At 66.6% G+C, this 17,379-nt stretch carries 14 protein-coding genes and 1 pseudogene; 12 read left to right on the forward strand and 3 right to left on the reverse strand.

Features of this window, described 5'->3' with window-relative positions; translation table 11 throughout:
- Positions 1-14: 14 nt before the first annotated feature.
- A complete protein-coding gene (locus tag WKW79_RS08075) occupies positions 15-1,268 on the reverse strand; it encodes a papain-like cysteine protease family protein (RefSeq protein WP_340334580.1) in 1,254 nt (417 codons plus the stop codon).
- 254 nt (positions 1,269-1,522) lie between these two features.
- Between WKW79_RS08075 and WKW79_RS08080 the strand changes: the two genes are divergently transcribed.
- The 7 genes and pseudogenes from WKW79_RS08080 (at position 1,523) to WKW79_RS08110 (ending at position 9,749) form a co-directional block, all read left to right on the forward strand.
- Positions 1,523-2,833 (forward strand): ATP citrate lyase citrate-binding domain-containing protein, encoded by a 1,311-nt coding sequence (locus WKW79_RS08080; RefSeq protein WP_340334581.1) that lies wholly within the window; start codon positions 1,523-1,525, stop codon positions 2,831-2,833.
- 14 nt (positions 2,834-2,847) lie between these two features.
- Entirely contained in the window at positions 2,848-5,568 is a 2,721-nt protein-coding gene (locus WKW79_RS08085) for a CoA-binding protein (RefSeq protein WP_340334582.1), read from the forward strand.
- 19 nt (positions 5,569-5,587) lie between these two features.
- On the forward strand, positions 5,588-6,901 hold the full coding sequence (locus WKW79_RS08090) for a CitMHS family transporter (RefSeq protein WP_340334583.1): 1,314 nt from the start codon (positions 5,588-5,590) through the stop codon (positions 6,899-6,901).
- Between the two features lie 13 nt (positions 6,902-6,914).
- Positions 6,915-7,424, forward strand: a complete 510-nt coding sequence (locus WKW79_RS08095) for a universal stress protein (protein ID WP_340334584.1) — start codon at positions 6,915-6,917, stop codon at positions 7,422-7,424.
- Entirely contained in the window at positions 7,421-8,551 is a 1,131-nt protein-coding gene (locus tag WKW79_RS08100; protein WP_340334585.1) for an ABC transporter substrate-binding protein, read from the forward strand. The genes WKW79_RS08095 and WKW79_RS08100 overlap by 4 nt, the downstream gene beginning before the upstream one ends.
- A gap of 40 nt (positions 8,552-8,591) precedes the next feature.
- Positions 8,592-9,257 (forward strand): annotated as a pseudogene (locus WKW79_RS08105) (TerC family protein); the annotation flags it as partial.
- Between the two features lie 69 nt (positions 9,258-9,326).
- The gene (locus WKW79_RS08110) at positions 9,327-9,749 is read left to right on the forward strand and encodes a universal stress protein (protein WP_340334648.1); all 423 of its coding nucleotides are present in this window, start codon (positions 9,327-9,329) and stop codon (positions 9,747-9,749) included.
- 2 nt (positions 9,750-9,751) lie between these two features.
- Here the strand turns inward: WKW79_RS08110 and WKW79_RS08115 are convergent, their stop codons facing one another.
- Positions 9,752-10,507: an IclR family transcriptional regulator gene (locus tag WKW79_RS08115; RefSeq protein ID WP_340334586.1), complete on the reverse strand. Its 756-nt coding sequence runs from the start codon at positions 10,505-10,507 to the stop codon at positions 9,752-9,754.
- Between the two features lie 186 nt (positions 10,508-10,693).
- Here WKW79_RS08115 and WKW79_RS08120 point away from each other — a divergent pair, with 186 nt between their 5' ends.
- The 5 genes from WKW79_RS08120 to WKW79_RS08140 all read left to right on the forward strand — a co-directional run bounded on the left by WKW79_RS08120 (position 10,694) and on the right by WKW79_RS08140 (position 15,498).
- Complete coding sequence (locus tag WKW79_RS08120; RefSeq protein WP_340334587.1) at positions 10,694-11,518, forward strand: IclR family transcriptional regulator; 825 nt, start codon at positions 10,694-10,696, stop codon at positions 11,516-11,518.
- 115 nt (positions 11,519-11,633) lie between these two features.
- Positions 11,634-12,866: an alpha-hydroxy acid oxidase gene (locus WKW79_RS08125; protein ID WP_340334588.1), complete on the forward strand. Its 1,233-nt coding sequence runs from the start codon at positions 11,634-11,636 to the stop codon at positions 12,864-12,866.
- On the forward strand, positions 12,863-13,828 hold the full coding sequence (locus WKW79_RS08130; protein WP_340334589.1) for a Bug family tripartite tricarboxylate transporter substrate binding protein: 966 nt from the start codon (positions 12,863-12,865) through the stop codon (positions 13,826-13,828). Before WKW79_RS08125 ends, WKW79_RS08130 begins: the two co-directional genes overlap by 4 nt.
- 57 nt (positions 13,829-13,885) lie before the next feature.
- Complete coding sequence (locus WKW79_RS08135; protein ID WP_340334590.1) at positions 13,886-14,773, forward strand: TauD/TfdA dioxygenase family protein; 888 nt, start codon at positions 13,886-13,888, stop codon at positions 14,771-14,773.
- Positions 14,774-14,787: 14 nt separating this feature from the next.
- Positions 14,788-15,498, forward strand: coding sequence for an RraA family protein (locus tag WKW79_RS08140; protein ID WP_340334591.1), 711 nt, complete (start codon positions 14,788-14,790; stop codon positions 15,496-15,498).
- 90 nt (positions 15,499-15,588) lie between these two features.
- On the opposite strand, the gene ilvB is transcribed toward WKW79_RS08140, so the two are convergent.
- Positions 15,589-17,355 carry a biosynthetic-type acetolactate synthase large subunit gene (gene ilvB, locus WKW79_RS08145; protein WP_340334592.1) on the reverse strand — a complete coding sequence of 589 codons (1,767 nt, stop codon included), beginning with the start codon at positions 17,353-17,355 and terminating at the stop codon, positions 15,589-15,591.
- Between the last annotated feature and the right edge of the window lie 24 nt (positions 17,356-17,379).

Consider the following 17,379-nt stretch of genomic DNA (forward strand, 5'->3'; position numbering starts at 1 on the left):
CTCCTGTTGCCGGGTCAGGCATGGGTGAAATAACTGTGGGTCCAGGTGCCGGACCCCCGGTAGTTGGTGCGCAAGGTGTCGTACGCCACCAGCGCAGTGGTGCCGCCGCCCACGTCCGACACCCACACGAAACTGTCGTCCTCGACGCCCGATGCCACGATGAAGTGCCCGCCGCCGCCCGACCATCCTATGCGGATGCAGAGCGGACGGCCCACCACGAGTTCGTTCTCCAGCGTCTGCAAGGATTCCTGCACCGAGGTCTGATGATCGAAATGGCCCACGGTGGTCAGCGCAGTGCCGAGGACCGAGGGGTTGTTGCAGGGGCCCGAGGCGCCCGTGCCGCAGCAATCGGTGCGCCCCCATTGAACATTGGCCACCCTGCACTGGGTCCAGGTCGTGGCCGGGACGTAGTAGCGCGACACGCTGGCGGCCACGGCGGCCCAGCACCATTGGCTCTGCAGCTGCGCCTGGACGGGAAAGCGCAGCACCACGTCGACCGGGTCTTCGCCCGCATAGCCGGCCACGTAGACCGGCCGCCATCCCTGCGCCACCAGGTCGTCGAACTTGATCTGATAGGTCGGCGCGGTCATGCCGTGGTGCATCACGCTCGCCACCGCCTTCTTCTCCCACAAGGCGGCGTAGTAGTCCTTGCCGCCCAGCGTCACGGCGTTGCCGCAGATGAGGTCATACCCGTCGGCGACATAGCCCTGCGCCGCGGTGCGAAACGCTGCTTCTTCCAGGCCATGGCGCGCCACCCAGGCGGCCCCGGTCGACTTGTCCCAGATGGCGGCGTAGCGCGCCGCGCCACCCTGGGCATAGGTCGAGACCCAGCGCAGGCGATAGCCCTGCGCCTTGAGTTCATCGAAGGTCTGCTGGTATTGCGCGCTGGTCAAGCCATGGCGCGCGGTCCATGCGGGCCCGGTCGACTTGTCCCACAGCGCGGCGAAGCGCGGGCTCGTGCCCACCGAGTACCCGTTCACCATCTTCAGGCGGTAGCCTTGCTTGGCATTCTCATCAAAGGCTTGCTGGTACTGCGCGGCGGTGAGACCGTGGCGCGCCGTCCAGGCAGGCCCTGACACCTTGTCCCAGATGGCCGTGTAGCGCGTCGTCGTACCGACCTTGTAGCCGCTGACATTGCGCAGCCGAAAGCCCTGGCTCGCGTTCTGGTCGAAAGCGGTCTGGTATTGGGCAGCGGTCATTCCGTGCCGGGCGACGCAGGTGCCACCGGCTTGTTCCCAGGATGCGACGAAGAGAGCCCGTACTGTCATCTCAATACCTCCTTGTCTGCGGCGATGCGTGCAGTGCAACGGATCTTCTCGCAAGCACCCAATGCTGTCGTCATCACGATTTGGGACGAAGTGGCTGCTCGCATCGCGCCCAGAAATACACGACAGCGATCCATTGGCCACACCCCCCGGGCATACCCTGAATGACGTGACGGCGGATCGACAGTTTCGATTTCTAGCATCAAGGCAACGGCCGCTCAGCGGCGCCAGATCAGCAACTACCTGGAGACCTTGAAATGCAAATCACCGGAATGCTTCACGGCGCGCGCCTGCTCGAATTCGCAGGCTTTCCCACCACCGAAGTGCTTGGCCCCGCGGCCAGCGAAGAGGAGATCAAGGCCATGCTCGACAAGCACGGCCTGATCTTCATCAAGCCCGTGTTCAAGGGCGGCATCGGCAAGAAGGGCAAGGCGGGCCTGCTCGGCCGCGCGAAGGACTTGCAAACCGCGCTCGCGGAAAAAGAGCGCCTCTACTTCGCCGAGCATCAGGTCGGCCACGTCAAGGCCAAGGCCAACGGCGTGACCTTCGAGGCCGGCGTGCCGGCCAAGCACGAGGTCTACTTCTCGATCAGCGATTCGACCCACTTTCGCGCACCGACAATGACGCTCACGCACATGGGCGGCATGGACATCGAGGAGCTCGACAAGAGCCAGGTCGCGATGGTGCCCTTCGATCCGCTCACGGGGCTGAAGGCCTTCGTGGTGGCCAACGCGCTCACCGAGATCGGCGCGCCCAAGGAAATCATTTCCCCCCTGGTGCAACAGTTGCCCAAGCTGTGGGAGCTGTTCCACAACTTCGGCATGACCACCCTGGAGCTCAATCCGATCCGCATGCGCGAGGACAAGAAGGGCCGGCTCACGCCGGTGGCCTGCGACTTCAAGTGCGGCTTCGACCGCGACGATCCGCGCTGGGCTCGCCTGAAGCTGCCGCCGCACCTGTTCGCGGCCGACTACTCGAACTTCGAGCAGGAGATCAACACGCTGCGCACCCACCAGGGCCAGAGCGACGTCTACGTGATCAACGACAAGGGCACGGTGCTGGCACCGACCTTCGGCGGCGGCGCCAACTCGCTGGTGACCGAGATGCTGGGTGACGCGGCCATCATCAGCTCCGATTTCGGCGGCAACCCGCCCTACGAAAAGATGAAGGAGGTGGCGCGCATCTGCTTCAAGCATTGGCTCAAGCAGGCCAACGTGCTGTTCATCATCGGCGGCAAGAGCAACAACACCGACATCTTCGAGACCCTGCGCGCGATGGCCGATGCGCTGCGCGAGCACTTCAGCGCGCATGGGCCGACGCCGCTCTACGTGGTGGTGGGCCGCGGCGGACCGAACCTGGTGCGCGGCATGGGCGCGCTGCGCGACACCTGCGATGCGCTGGGCCTGCCCTATCGCCTGTTCGGCTTCGACTCCGACATGAGCGAGGTGATCCAGTTCGCCAAGAAGGTCGACCTGTGGATGCGCGATGGCGGCCGCGAGCAGATCGCGAAGCGCCTGGGGTTGGGTCCCGTCGTCGAAGCCCCCGTCGCCGAAATCGCAGCAGCCTGAGGAGAACACACGTCATGCAAGCCACATCCTTCCAGCGCCAGACCGTCGGCGGCTTCAAGTACCACGTGGGCGTCAGCTCGCTCACCCAGGTCGCATCGCGCGACGACCGCGTCTGCGTGCTCAACATCCTGGGCGGCGAATCGAGCGAAGTGACGCCGGTGAGCCACGTCTACTCGGGCGGCAACGTGGTCTGCGGCACCGCGCCCGGCAAGGGCGGCGCGGTGCTCGAGACCAGCATCGGCAACATCCCCGTCTACAACAACGTGCGCGAGGCGCTGGCCGCGGGCCACCGCTTCAACTGCGGCGTGGTCTACCTGCCGCCCTCGGCGGCGCGTGACGGCGTGGCCGAGCTGATCCGCGTCAACCCGGAGCTGCGCAAGATCTTCATCATCACCGAGAAGATCTCGGTGCACGACGCGCGCGAGATCCGCGCCATGGGCCAGCAGAACGGCATCGACATCTTCGGCGCCAACGGCCTGGGCGTGGCCGACTCATGGAACCAGGTGCGCATCGGTGGCGCGCTGGGTGGCGACAAGCCGGGCGACTCGCTGCGCCCGGGCTCGATCGCCATCTTCTCCAACTCGGGCGGCTTCTCCACCACCATCGCGCAATATCTGCGCATGGCGGGCTGGGGCACCACCACGGTCATCTCCAGCGGCAAGGATGTCTACATCCACTACGCGGCGCCCGAGTTCGCCTTCGCGCTGGCCAACGATGCGCGCAGCAAGGCGGCCGTGCTGTACTGCGAACCCGGCGGCTACTACGAGGACGACGCGAACTTCACCAAGCCCGTCGTGGCCTGCGTGGTCGGCCGCTGGAAGAGCAAGCTGACGCGCGCCGTTGGCCACGCCGGCGCCATGGCCGGCGGCAACGACGACGCGCAGGCCAAGGAACGCTGGTTCATGAACAAGTTCGGCGTCGATGCGCTCTTCACGCCGGACAACCCCGTGGTCTCGGCCAAGGGCGCGGTGGTGACCAACATCGCCCACATCCCTGCCGCGCTGACGGCGGTGATGCGCGCCAACGCCACCATGCCGGACTTTGCGGCCGAAGGGAACCTGGCGCTCAAGCCGTGGTTCGGTTCGGACGAAGGACTGGACCTGCCCGCGGAGCTCCGCCTACCCGTGGTGGAGGCACTGACGCCCTACAACGAGCAGGTCGCGCTGCTCAACACGCAGATCGGCGGCGTGGTGCCGCGCCAGACCATGAAGGACGCCTCGGGCGCCTCGCAGATGGACCCGAGGACGCAGGTCAGCAGCCTGCATGGGACCACCATGCTGAACGCCGCGACCTTCTCGCTGGAATCGAACGTGGCGCTGGCGCTGGTGCACGATGCCGGTGGCGAGAACGACCGCAAGCTGATCGCGCCGGCCGTTGCTGCCTACGTCAACCTCTACGGCCAGCCCGAACTGGCCGCGGCGCAAGCCAGCCGCGAGGCCGGCAATGCGCCCAATGCGGTGCTGGCGACGGCCGCCGGCATCGTCGGGCCGCAGCGCCAGGAAGCGGCGCGTGCGGCACTCAAGTTCATGATCGAGCGCTTCCACGCGGCCGGACTGGGCATGGAGTTCGGCGCCTCGCTCAGCGAGGACTTCGACGTCTCCAAGGTCGATGCCGGCGCCGGCCTGACCAGCGACACGCCGGACGCTCGCGCCCAGGCCTTGATCGAAGGCGTCAAGGCGCGTGGTGGCCGCTCGGTGTTCCTGCGCTGGCTCAAGAGCCTGCCCGGCCACCCGACCGAAGCGGCCGTGCTGGCCGCGATCTCGGCCACCCTGGCCTGGGGCCCGTTGTCACGCAAGCGCATCTCGCGCGCCACGGCCGAGAGCTTCCCGTGGTGGCTGCAACTCTTCGGCACGCTGATCGGCGCGTCGGCCGACGCAAGCAAGCACGAGCCGGGTCGCTTCTGCGGCATCGAGCAGCAACAGTTGCTGGGGCGCCTGAGCTTGGGCGAGATCGCCTTCGCGGCGCTGCTGGGCCACACGCCGGGCGAAGACGACCTGTTCGCCTTCCAGACGCTGGTCGGCCTGCTGCTGACCAACGGCCCCGGTGCGATCTCCGCGCAGGGCGCCAAGGGCGCGGTCTCGGCCGACGGACCGGAGCAGCCCGATCGCGTGCAGCTCAACAAGGCGCTGATCGGCTTCCTCACGCACACCGGCTATGCGCACGGCGGCAACGGCTACGAGGGCATTGCCTACCTGGTCGACCAGTTCAAGGACAGCGGGCTGAAGGATCCGAGCCGCACCGATCACGGCATCGACCTGCAGGCGCTGGCGGTGAAGGCGGTCGAGCAGTACGCGCAGTACAAGACGCAGAAGAAGACGCTCGGCAGCCTCGACATTGCCAAGCTGCCGGGCGTCAACCATCCGGTGTTCAAGGACAAGCCGGTCAACCACGACCCGCGCGAGGTGTTCATCGCCCAGCTGTTCGAGGCGCGCGGAGAGACCAACGTGTTCCACCAGTTCTACCGTGCGCTGGTGCAGCAACTCTATGAGGCCGGCGTGTCGCGCAACGTCTACTGCGTGAACATCGATGCGGTGATCGCCGCCTTGCTGCTCAAGATGCTGTGGAAGCCCTTGCAGGCCGGCACGATCGGCGAGCGCGAACTGGAGACGGCCGCCTTCACCATCTTCCTGTACCCGCGCATGCTGGGCTGCGCCGCCGAGATCGACGACCACCTGAACCGCGGCCGCAACATGGACACGCGCACGGTGGCTTCCAGCTGCAAGTTCGTGGCCTGACCAAGTCTGGAGCCCCACGATGCTGACCGCACTCGCCTACCTGATGATCATCGTCTTCATGGCGCTGATCATGGCCAAGCGGCTGTCCGCGATGGTCGCGCTGATCCTGGTGCCGATCGTGTTCGGCCTGATCGGAGGATTCGGACTGGGGCTGGGCCCGATGATGCTGGACGGCATCAAGAAGCTCGCGCCGACGGGCGTCATGCTGATGTTCGCCATCCTCTACTTCGGCGTGATGATCGACGCGGGGCTGTTCGATCCGGCCGTGCGTGCGATCCTCAAGGTGGTCGGCGGCGACCCGATGAAGATCGTGGTCGGCACCTTCGTGCTGGCGGTGTTCGTCTCGCTGGACGGGGACGGCTCGACCACCTACATGATCACCTGCGCGGCGATGCTCCCGCTCTACAAGCGACTGGGCATCAGCCGGCTGGTGCTGGCGTGCGTGATCATGATGGCGGGCGGGCTCATGAACATCCTGCCATGGGGCGGCCCGACGGCGCGGGCTGCCAGTGCGCTGGGTGTGGACGTGGGGCAGATCTTCGTGCCGATGATCCTGCCGATGGTCATCACCGGCGCGTGGGGGGTCTTCGTCGCCTACATCCTCGGACGGCGTGAACGCACCCGGCTGGGGGGCCTTGCGCTGTCGGCGACCGCGCCGGGCGAGCCCTTGCCGGAGGTCAACGCGGGCGATCCGAGCATCGCCAGGCCCAAGCTGCTCTGGGTCAACTTCCTGCTGACCGTCGGGCTGATGGTGCTGCTGATCCTCGGCACCTTCCCCTTGCAGGTGCTGTTCATGGTCGCGTCCGCGATCGCACTCATGATCAACTACCCGAGCCTCCAGGACCAGAAGGAGCGGCTGACCGCGCATGCCGCCAACATCGTGCCGGTGGTGTCGCTGATCTTCGCCGCGGGCATCTTCGTCGGCATCCTCTCGGGCACGAAGATGGTCGACGCGATTGCCGCCAGCGTCATCAGCGCCGTGCCGGACTGGATGGGCCCCTACCTGGCGATCGTGACGGCGGTGTTGAGCGTGCCCTTCACCTTCTTCATCTCCAACGACGCGTTCTACTTCGGCATCCTGCCGATCCTGGCCAAGGCCGCTGCGGTGTACGGCATCGGCGCGGTGGAGATCGGACGCGCATCGCTGATCGGCCAGCAGGTGCACCTGTTGAGTCCGCTGGTGGCTTCGACCTACCTGCTGGTCGGCCTGGCGGAGGTCGAGTTCGGCGACCACCAGCGCTACACCCTGCTCTGGGCGCTTTCCGCGGCGCTGGTGATGCTGCTGGCGACCATCGTCCTGGGTGTGGTCCCGATCATGGGTCATGTTGGATAGCCGGAGGCGCGCCATGACCAACCAGATCAAGACCATCCTCTACGCTGCCGACCTCGGCGACGATTCCGAGCGCGTGCTGGCCTACGCCATCGACATGGCGAACCGCCTGGGCGCCAGCCTGCAGGTGCTGACCGTCATACCGGACCAGCGCGAGAAGTCCCTCATCGAAGTCGACTCGCACGTGCCACAGGACATGCTCGACCAGTACCACGATGCGCGGGCCCTGCGGGTCCGGCAGCACATCGAGGCCCAGGTGGCGGCCTTCTACGCCGTGCGCGCCGACAAGACGCCCCGGCGGCCCATCGCCGAGATCATCGTGAACGAGGGCGACGACGTCGCCGAGTTGATCCTCGACGAAGCCCGCACGGGATCGGCCGACCTGATCCTGATGGCTTCTCGCGGCGAGGGGCTGCTGATGGGCCTGCTGTTCGGCTCAGTGGTCAACGAAGTCACCCGGAAGAGCCCGGTGCCGCTGCTGTTGGTGCCGATCCGTGAAGACGCGGAAGCCGGAGCGCAGCCATGAAGCGCCGGATGTGCCTGGGACTTGCGCTGCTGGCCTCGCTGGCCGCCGCACAAGACCCGGAAGAACTCATGAGCTACGCGCCGCGTGCGCAGGTGCCGCGCGGCTACCCGGCAACGTATGCCGCGACGATCCGGGCCGCCGAGGACGAAGGCAGGCTGGTGGTCTACGCCACCACCGACACGGCCGTCGCCCAACCGCTGATCGACGACTTCAAGGCGATGTATCCGCGCATCACCATCGAGTACGAGGACCTGACCAGCACCGAACTGCACTACCGCTTCGTCGCCGAGACGCAGTTGGGCGGCGGCTCGGCCGACGTGGTCTGGAGTTCCTCGATGGACTTGCAGTCGAACCTCGTCAGCCTCGGCTATGCGCAAACCTACGAGTCGCCCGAGGCCGCGGGCTTGCCCGCATGGGCCAAGTGGAAGGGCCAAGCCTGGGCCACGACCTTCGAGCCGATCGCCATCGCCTACAACAAGGCCCTGTTGCCTGCCGCCGAGGTGCCGCGCACGCATGCCGACCTGGCGAAACTCCTGAATGGGTCGGCCGATCGCTTCAAGGGCAAGGTCATGAGCTACGACATCGAGAAGTCGGGCCTCGGCTTCTTCCTGGCCACGCAGGATGTGGGCGTCGCACCCGTGTTCTGGGACATCGCCCAGGGCTTCGGCAAGGTCGACGTGCGCTTCGCCGCGACCACCGACGCCATGCTCAGGCAAGTCGCATCGGGCAAGGCAACGATCGCCTACAACGTGCTCGGCTCCTATGCCGTGGCACAGGCGCGCAAGGACGCGAACATCGGCTACGTCTTTCCTTCGGACTACACGCTGGTGATGTCGCGCCTGCAGCTCATCAACAGGAAGGCGGCGCATCCGAATGCCGCACGGCTGTGGGTCGACTACATCCTCTCGCAGCGCGGGCAGACGGTGATCGCCAACCAGGCGGGTCTCTACTCCGTGCGTGCGGACGTGAGCGGCGAGACGACGGCCGCCCGCCTGACGCAGACGCTGGGCGGCAGCCTTCGCGCCATCGCGGTGGGGCCGAGCCTCATCGGCTACCTCAACAACCAGAACTACCGCGACTTCATTGTCCAGTGGCGCAAAGCGACCGAGAATGCGGCCGGCAGATGACGGTGAGTGGATTTATTGCGTCAACCAACAGGAATAACAAATGAACTACGCAAGTCCTGAGTTCTGGATCGCGCTGCTGCAGATCATCGGCGTGAACATCGTGCTGTCGGGCGACAACGCGGTGGTGATCGCGCTGGCGGCCCGCGGCTTGCCGGTGGACCAGCAGAAGCGCGCGATCCTGTGGGGCAGCGCCGCGGCGGTGGTGATGCGGATCGGCCTGACGATCGTCGCCGTCGAACTTCTGCGGCTGCCCTACCTCAAGCTCGTCGGCGCGGCGCTGCTTCTGTGGATCGCGGTGCAGTTGCTCGTCCCCGAGGAAGAAGGCGAAGGCCATGGCGGCGGAGGCACCAGCCTGGCGGCCGCGATCAAGACCATCCTGCTCGCTGACCTGGTCATGAGCCTGGACAACGTCATCGCGGTGGCGGCGGCGGCCAAGGGCAACACGGTGCTGCTGGTCGTCGGCCTGGCGATCTCGATTCCCCTGGTGGTGTTTGCGAGCCGCCTGCTGCTGACCCTGATGGATCGCTTTCCGATCATCATCACGCTCGGCGCCGCACTGCTCGGCTGGGTGGCGGGCGACATGGCGGTCACCGACCCGATCGACAAGCCCTGGGTCGACTTGAACGCCGCCTTCCTGCATTGGGGTGCGCCGGCGGTGTGTGCGATCGGGGTGGTGCTGGTCGGCAAGTGGCTCGCGGCGCGCAAGGCCCCGGCCGTCGTGGAGGCGGCGCATGCGCCGGTCGCGAGGGCTGCCGGCGCCCCGGGCCTGCAGAACGTGCTTCTCGCATCGGACGGCTCGGAAGGCGCCTTGCAAGCCGCGCAGCGGCTCGTTGCACTGCGCGACGACCTGCGCGAGGGCACCACGCTGAACGTGCATCTGCTCAACGTGCAGCGCCCCGTCTCGGGCGACGTGTCACGCTTCGTCGCCAGCGGCACGCTGGAGGACTACCACCGGGAGCGCAGCGAGCAGGCGCTGATGCCGGCGCGTGCGCTGCTCGACGCCGCGGGAATCAAGCATGCGGACCATCAACGCGTCGGCGATCCCGGCACCGTCATCGCCGAGTTGGCGCGCACTGAGGCCTGCGACCTGATCCTGATGGGCGCGCGTGGCATCGGAACGCACACCGGTGCGCCGCTCGGCTCGGTGGCGCGCAGCACGATCGAGCTTTCGGCCGTGCCGGTGATGGTGGTGAAGTAGCCCTACCCTGGCTGGAACTGCCGCGAAATGGCGCTGCAGGTCGCGACGAGTTGTTGCGCGCACGCCTTCAGGCTCGCCTCCATGCGATGCCTCGGCCCGGCCACCGCGATGGCGAGGGTCTCGTTGTGGACGGCGAAGAAGGCAGCCACGGCCCAGACGTCGCTGACGTTTTCCCCTCGCGTCTGGAAATAGCCGGCGCGACGACTCTTCAGGATGTTGGCGATCAGTGCCTCGGGGTCTGTAATCGTCGCGGGCGTCACGGCTGGCAGCGTCCTGCCCGCGAACCAAGCACGCAAGTCTGGCTCCTTGAGTGCGCCCAGCAATGCCTTGCCGATCGAACTCGAATGCAGCGGCTTGATGTCGCCCGGCCGGGCCGAATAGCGGATCGAGTGCGCGCTTTCCGCGACCTGCAGGTAGACCACGCTGTCGCCCTGGCGCTTGCCGAGGATCACCGTCTCGCGCGTGGCATCGCGCAACTGTTCGAGCATGGGCGTGATGCGCTCGACGAACGGATCCTTGTCGAGGATGGCGCGCGTCACGTCGTACATGCGCTGGGTCGGATAGAGCGAACGCGGCCGGGCCAGCGAGTACAGGTAGCCGCGCGCGGTCAGCGTCGCGACGATCGCATGGCATGTGCTCTTCGGGATGTTCACCGCATCGGCCAGGTCTGTGAGCGACAGCGGCCGCTGGCTGGCCTGGAAGGCTTCGAAGATGTCGATGACGCGTTCGACGGAGACGACACTGGCGGCTGCGGTCATGGACATTCCTTGTGGCAATAAACGGGTTGAACTGGCGCGGAAGGCGCGGCATCCAATCGCCCGAGTATCGGCAATATTTTCGAAATACGGAACGCCTGTTCTTTCCCAGGAATACGTAAACTCGCCGCCTGCCCGCGCACTTGTCACTTGTGGACGACGGCGGGCATTTCAGAAGGAACTGCTCACGTGAAAACCTCGCGCAAGGCGCCCGCGCCCAATCGCAGCGGCACCCAGAGCATTGAGCGCGCGCTGCGCATCCTGCGCGAACTCGCCGCGCGCGGCGAATTTGGCTGGCGCCTGTCGGATCTGGCAGCGCGTTGCGATATCGACAAGGGCACGGCGCACCGCGTGCTGTCATGCCTGATGCGCGAGCGCTTCGTGCAGCAGAGCGCGGTGGACAAGCATTACTTTCCCGGCCCGATGCTTTACGAGCTGAGCCTGTCGCTGCCCGGCCATGCCGCCTTCCAGCAAGCCTGCGAGCGTCGCCTGGCCCGGTTCGCCGCGCAGACCGAGTCCATCGCCTGGATGATCCTGCGCAGCGGCAACGAGTACGTCTGCGCGGTACGCGAGGGCGAGCTGGAACTGCGCGGGTTGATGGTGCATGTCGGTACGCGACGGCCCCTGTTCACGTCGGTCGGCGGCGTCGCGATCCTGCAGACGCTGCCGTCGCTGGAAGCCGAGGACATCCTGCACGACAACGCGCAACAGGAAACCGCGACGCGCGGCACTGGCCGCCTGGAAGCGCTGCGCAAGATGCGCGAACGCTCGCAGCGCCATGGCTTCGGCGTCAACCTTGGCGACGTGGCGCCCGGCGTGCATGCGTTCGCGGTGCCCGTGTGCGGCGACAACGGTCATGCGGTCGCGGCGGTGTGTCTCACCGGCCTGCCCGAACAGCTCAGCGAGGCGCGCATCCCGGAGATCCGCAAGCTGCTCAGCGAGGTCGCGGAAGGCGTGGAAGACGACGCACGGCAACTGCTTGGCTCGGTGATGAAGGTGGCATCGCCCAACTAGAAAAAGCGGCCCCGCCGAGAAGTTCACATATTGAAACTCGGATGCCGAGCCCTATGGGCAGCCCAAGGGACGGTCGATATTCTCGAAATCAGAGACACCTTCTGAACGAGAACCCATGAACGTCGACCGCGCCGTCAACCTCGAGGATCTGCGGCTGATGGCCCGACGCAAGCTCCCGCGCATCGCCTTCGATTTCATCGACGGCGGTGTCGACGATGAAGACTGCATGCGCCGCAACCGCGAGGCCTTCCGTCGCTACCAGCTGGTGCCGCGCTACCTCGTCGACGTGTCCAGGCGTGACCAGTCAACCGAGCTGCTGGGCCGTCGCTATGCCAGCCCCTTCGGCATTTCGCCGACCGGCCTGGCTGGCCTGTTCTACCCGGGGGCCGACGAGTTGCTCGCACAGGCGGCCAAGGTCGCCAACATTCCCTTCCTCCTTTCAAGCGCGAGCAATGCCTCGATCGAAGTGGTGGCGAAGCTTGCGCCCGACCATGTCTGGTTCCAGATCTACGGCACGCGCGACGAGCGCATCAACACCGACCTCGTGAAGCGCGCACGCGATGTCGGCGTGAGCACGCTGGTGGTGTCGGTCGACGTGCCCGTCAATTCGAACCGCGAGCGCAATCGCCGCAACGGCTTCTCGCGCCCTTTCCGCATGACGCCGCCGGTCGTGCTGGAGGCGCTCGGCCACCCGGCCTGGGTGCTGCGCTACCTGCGTACCGGCGGCATCCCGATGATGAGCAACTGGACGCCCTACGGCCATGCCGGCGCGTCGGCCGCCGAGGTGGCCGACCTGTACGGCACGCTGACGCCCGCGCCGATGATCAAGTGGCAGACGCTGGAGCGCATCCGCGCCGAGTGGAAGGGCCCGCTGGTGGTGAAGGGCCTGCTGCACCCCGAGGACGCGCGTCAGGCCGCGGCCATGGGCGTCGATGCGCTCATCGTCTCCAACCACGGCGGACGCCAGCTCGACGCGGCGCCCTCGCCGCTAGAGATGCTGCCGGCCATCCGCGCGGCCGTCGGCGACAAGGTCGAGCTGATGCTGGACAGCGGCGTGCGGCGCGGCTCCGACATCGTCATTGCGCGCTGCCTCGGCGCGCGCTTCACGACCTTCGGACGGCCCACGTTGTTCGGCGCCGCCGCAGGTGGTGCACGCGGCATCGCACGCGCACTGCAGATCGTGCGCAACGAGATCGACATGGTCATGGCGCAGATCGGCTGCAGTTCCTTCGACGCGCTGGACGAACGCTACCTGCGCACCGAAGGCGCCGGCCCCGAATGGGGTTCCGAGCTGAACCGGGCCGCCGTCGAACAGCACATTCCAACGATAAGGAGACAACAACGATGACTTCTTCCAGGCTCAGGCGCTGGCTCGCTGCGATACCGATGGCCCTGGTGCTCGCCGGCACCGCCATGGCCGATGTGTATCCCGACAGGCCGCTGCGCATCATCGTGGCCTATCCGCCGGGCCAGAGCACCGACATTGCGACGCGCTACTTCGCCGCCAAGCTGTCCACCGCGCTGAATCAGGGCGTGGTCGTCGAGAACCGCGCCGGCGCCTTCGGCAACATCGGCACGGCCTATGCGGCGCGTGCCACGCCCGACGGCTACACGCTCATCATGGGCGCCTCCGGCACGCACGCGCTGAACCCTGCGCTGTACGACAACACCGGCTTCGACGCAGACAAGGACTTCGAGCCGATCGCGGCCACGGCCTTCATCCCGATGGTCATCTCGACGAACCCGTCGGCCAACATCAACTCGCTGTCCGAGCTCATCCAGATGGCCAGGACCAAGCCGGACAAGATCGATGTCGCGGTGCCGAGCGTGACCGCGCAACTGGTGCTGGAGACGATCAAGCTGCAGAAGGTGCCGCTGTTCGCCATCAAGTACAAGGGCTCGGGCGAGGCCATGACAGCGCTGCTCGGCAACCAGGTGCCGGTGCTGATCGACACCGTGGCGGCGTCGCGCGCACAGTTCGGGAAGATCAAGCCGCTCGCCGTGACCTCGGCCAAGCCGATGAGCGCGTTGCCCGAGCTCAAGACCGTCTCGCAGCAGGGCCTGGACGGCTTCAACATCGTTGCGTGGAATGCGCTGATGGCGCCGCGCGGGATCCCGGTCGAGATCCGTGATCGGCTCGAGACGGAAATGCGCAAGATCCTCGCGCTGCCCGAGACGCTGAAGGCGCTGCAGGATCTTGGCTTCGAGCCGGCGCCGCCGATGGATCACAAGGAACTCGTCGCGTGGCTGCGCTCCGAGCGCACCAATGCCGCCACAACCATTCGCACTGCGAACATGAAGGCTGATTGACTCGGCACTCACTCTCGCAAAGACATCCCACAGACACCCCCTCCAAGGAGACACACCATGTCCGACATCGCCACCGAATTGAAAGTCCGCGCGCTGCATTCCGACTTCGCCATCGAGATCGATGAGCGCATCGATGAAATCATGAACGACGCCGATGCGATCGACCAGATCCGCCAGCTGTGGCAGACCTCGCCGCTGATCATCTTCCCGCGCCAATGCCTGGAGGAAGCCGACCAGGTGCGCTTCACCGGCATGTTCGGCAAGTGCGAGACGGCCAACCGCAAGGACATCCAGTCGCCGTACCACGAGGAGATCATCTACTTCAGCACCCTGCGCTATGCCGATGGCCGCTTCGTCGGCGGCTTCGCGGGCGGGGACGACGTGGACTGGCATTCGGACCAGACCTTCATCGGCCGGCCCGCCACCGGCGCCATCCTGTACGGCGTCGAAGTGCCCAAGGGCGGCGGCGACATCTACTGGGCCGACCAATATGCCGCCTGGGAGAGCCTGCCGGCCGACATCCAGGCACTGGTCGAAGGCCGCACCGGCACCTTCCACTATGCCAAGCGCTTCGCGATCCTGAACGCGCCGGAACTCAAGAACACGGAACAGGGCAAGAAGATGGCGGCCCTGCCGCCGGTGCAGCATCCTGTGGTGCTGACCCATCCCGTGACGGGCCGCAAGGCGCTCTATGCCGACCCGACCACGCTGGTGTCCATCGATGGCCTGAGCGAGGAAGAGAACGCGCGTGTGCTGCCCATCCTGTTCAAGGCCGGCGGCAACCCGGCCTTCGTCTACCGCCACAAGGTGCGCAACGGCGACCTGATGTTCTGGGACAACGGCTGCACCATGCACCGCCGCGACGAGATGAGCGTGGACCAGCCTCGGCTCATGAAGCGGACCACCTTCCGCCTGTCCGCCGACGCGCACTGCGTGCCCCACTGAAGGAGCAAGGCACCTTGAACAGTTCCAAGGTCTATCTGCGCGTGAACCGCGTCGACGCCGCGCTTTGTGCGCAAGCGCTCGAAGCCACGGTGTCGGACCTGCATGAAGCCGCATGGCTGAACGGGCGCGGCGGACTGATGTCCAGCCGCATGCGTCCATTGCAGAAGGGCCGCAAGATCGCCGGCCCCGCCGTGACGGCCTTCTGCGCCCCCGGCGACAACCTCATGATGCATCGCGCGCTCTACCTGGCGCAGCCCGGCGACGTGCTGGTCGTGGTGGTCGATGGCGAGAACGCCGGCGCGCAATGGGGCGACATGGCGACGCGCTATGCGATGAAGAAGGGGCTCGCGGGTGTGGTGGTGCAAGGCAGCGCACGCGACACCGACACGGTCGAGGCGCTGGGCTGCGCGGTCTGGGCCACACAGGTTCGATCGATCCATTCCGAGAAGTGCGGACACGGCATGGTCAACGCGCCCATCGTCTGCGATGGCGTGACGGTGAACCCCGGCGACCTGATCGTGGCCGATGGGGACGGTGTGATCTGCATCGCGAGGCAGGAGGCTTCAACGGTCGTCGCGGGTGCGCTGGCCCGCATGCGCAGGGAAGAAGACATGGCGAAGGCGATCGAGCGTGGCGAAGCCATCTGGGACCTGGGCGGCGCGGCGGCCAGTTACGCCGCGATGAAGAACATCGAAGAGATCGACGCCGCGTTCGACGATCACTGAGCCACCTACTCACCGCAAGACAAAATGAAAAGCCCTGTGCCGATGCACAGGGCTTTGTAGTTTGCGAAGGCTCAGCGAGTTCGAGAGCCCTTACGTCTTTTCTTCGTACCACCGGTCCTTGGCCAGCATCACACGGTGATGCCCATGCCCCGAGGGCATCATCGGAAAGCAGTTCTCCTGCGCCGCCACCTGCACATCCAGGAAGAACGGCCCGTCATACGCAAGGCATTCGGCCAATGCGTCTTCCAGCTCGGCAGGATCAGACACGCGCCGCGCACCCCAGCCGAAGGCCTTCGCCAGCGCCACGAAATCCGGCAGCGCCTCGTTCCAGCTGTGGCTCAGGCGATTGCCGTGATTGAGCTCCTGCCACTGGCGCACCATGCCCATGTAGCCGTTGTTCGACAGCACCAGCTTCACGGGCGTGCGATGCTGCGAGGCGGTCGACAGTTCCTGGATGTTCATGAGCACCGAGGCATCGCCACTCACGCAGACGACCAGCGCGTCCGGATGCGCGACCTGCGCGCCGATGGCCGCGGGCAGCCCGTAGCCCATCGTGCCGGCACCGCCCGAGGTGAGCCAGCGACCCGGCCGCTCGAAGCGCAGGTATTGCGCGGCCCACATCTGGTGCTGGCCGACGTCGGTGGAGACGATCGCGTCGCGGCCCTGCACGGCCTGCTGCAAGCTAGCCATGAGCTGCTGCGGCAGGATCTCGCCCGCGCGCGGCGCGAAGTCGAAGCAACGCTCGCCGCGCCAGCGATCGATGCGCTGCCACCAGGGCACCAGGCGCTGCGGCGCGAGGCTGTCGAGTTGCGGCATCGCGAGCAGTGCGTCGAGCACCGCGCCGCAGTCGCCGACCATCGGCACGTCGACCTTCACCACGTTGTTGATGCTGCTCGGGTCGATGTCGATGTGGATCTTGCGCGCATGCGGGCAGAACTCGTCGAGCTTGCCGGTGACACGATCGTCGAAGCGCGCGCCGACGCAGACCACCAGGTCGGCCTCATGCATCGCGAGGTTGGCCTCCAGCGCGCCGTGCATGCCGAGCATGCCGATGAAACGCGGATCGGACGCGGGGAAGGCGCCGAGGCCCATCAGCGTGAGCGTGCACGGCGCGTCGAGTTTTTGCACGAGGCGCGTGAAGGCTTCGCACGCGGAGGCGCCGGAGTTGACCAGGCCACCGCCGCCGTACAAGACGGGACGGCGCGCGGTCGACAGCAGGTCCGAGGCGCGTTGCAGCATCGCAGCGGGCGGCATCGACGCACGCAGCGTGCGCGAGCGTTTCGAGACGGCGACAGGCGCATTGCGCAGCGGAGTCAGTTGCACGTCCTTCGGCACATCGACCAGCACCGGCCCCGGCCGACCCGACGCGGCGATGTCGAGTGCCTTGCGGATCACGTTGGGGATCTCGTCGGCCACGCGCGCCTGGTGGTTCCACTTGGTCACCGGCCGCGACATGCCGAGCGCATCGCTCTCCTGGAACGCATTGGTGCCGATCACGGCGGTGGCGACCTGCCCGCTGATGCACAGCACCGGCACGGAGTCGCTCATCGCATCGAGCATGCCTGTGATGGTGTTGCCCACGCCCGGCCCCGAGGTCACCAGCACCACGCCGACGCGTCCGGTGGTGCGGGCATAGCCCTCCGCCGCATGCACCGCCGCCTGCTCGTGCCGCACCAGCACGTGGCGCAGCCGCGGTTCGCCATGCAGCGCGTCATAGAGCGGCAAGGCGGCGCCGCCGGGGTAGCCGAAGATGGTGTCGACGCCGCATTCGATCAGGGTGTCGAGCAGGGCGACGGCGCCATTGCGCAGGCGGGCCGGCGTGGCCGGGGAAAGACGTTCGGGTGCGAGGAGTTCCATGCCTTTATTCTTCGCCCTTTGGCG

This window comes from Variovorax robiniae (genome assembly GCF_037889955.1).
Taxonomy (GTDB): domain Bacteria; phylum Pseudomonadota; class Gammaproteobacteria; order Burkholderiales; family Burkholderiaceae_C; genus Variovorax; species Variovorax robiniae.

Excerpts from the sequence above, each read along its gene's own strand:
- WKW79_RS08075 (WP_340334580.1), bottom strand. The coding sequence starts at position 1,268 with ATGACAGTACGGGCTCTCTTCGTCGCATCCTGGGAACAAGCCGGTGGC.
- WKW79_RS08080 (WP_340334581.1), top strand. The coding sequence starts at position 1,523 with ATGCAAATCACCGGAATGCTTCACGGCGCGCGCCTGCTCGAATTCGCA.
- WKW79_RS08085 (WP_340334582.1), top strand. The coding sequence starts at position 2,848 with ATGCAAGCCACATCCTTCCAGCGCCAGACCGTCGGCGGCTTCAAGTAC.
- WKW79_RS08090 (WP_340334583.1), top strand. The coding sequence starts at position 5,588 with ATGCTGACCGCACTCGCCTACCTGATGATCATCGTCTTCATGGCGCTG.
- WKW79_RS08095 (WP_340334584.1), top strand. The coding sequence starts at position 6,915 with ATGACCAACCAGATCAAGACCATCCTCTACGCTGCCGACCTCGGCGAC.
- WKW79_RS08100 (WP_340334585.1), top strand. The coding sequence starts at position 7,421 with ATGAAGCGCCGGATGTGCCTGGGACTTGCGCTGCTGGCCTCGCTGGCC.
- WKW79_RS08115 (WP_340334586.1), bottom strand. The coding sequence starts at position 10,507 with ATGACCGCAGCCGCCAGTGTCGTCTCCGTCGAACGCGTCATCGACATC.
- WKW79_RS08125 (WP_340334588.1), top strand. The coding sequence starts at position 11,634 with ATGAACGTCGACCGCGCCGTCAACCTCGAGGATCTGCGGCTGATGGCC.
- WKW79_RS08130 (WP_340334589.1), top strand. The coding sequence starts at position 12,863 with ATGACTTCTTCCAGGCTCAGGCGCTGGCTCGCTGCGATACCGATGGCC.
- WKW79_RS08135 (WP_340334590.1), top strand. The coding sequence starts at position 13,886 with ATGTCCGACATCGCCACCGAATTGAAAGTCCGCGCGCTGCATTCCGAC.
- ilvB (WP_340334592.1), bottom strand. The coding sequence starts at position 17,355 with ATGGAACTCCTCGCACCCGAACGTCTTTCCCCGGCCACGCCGGCCCGC.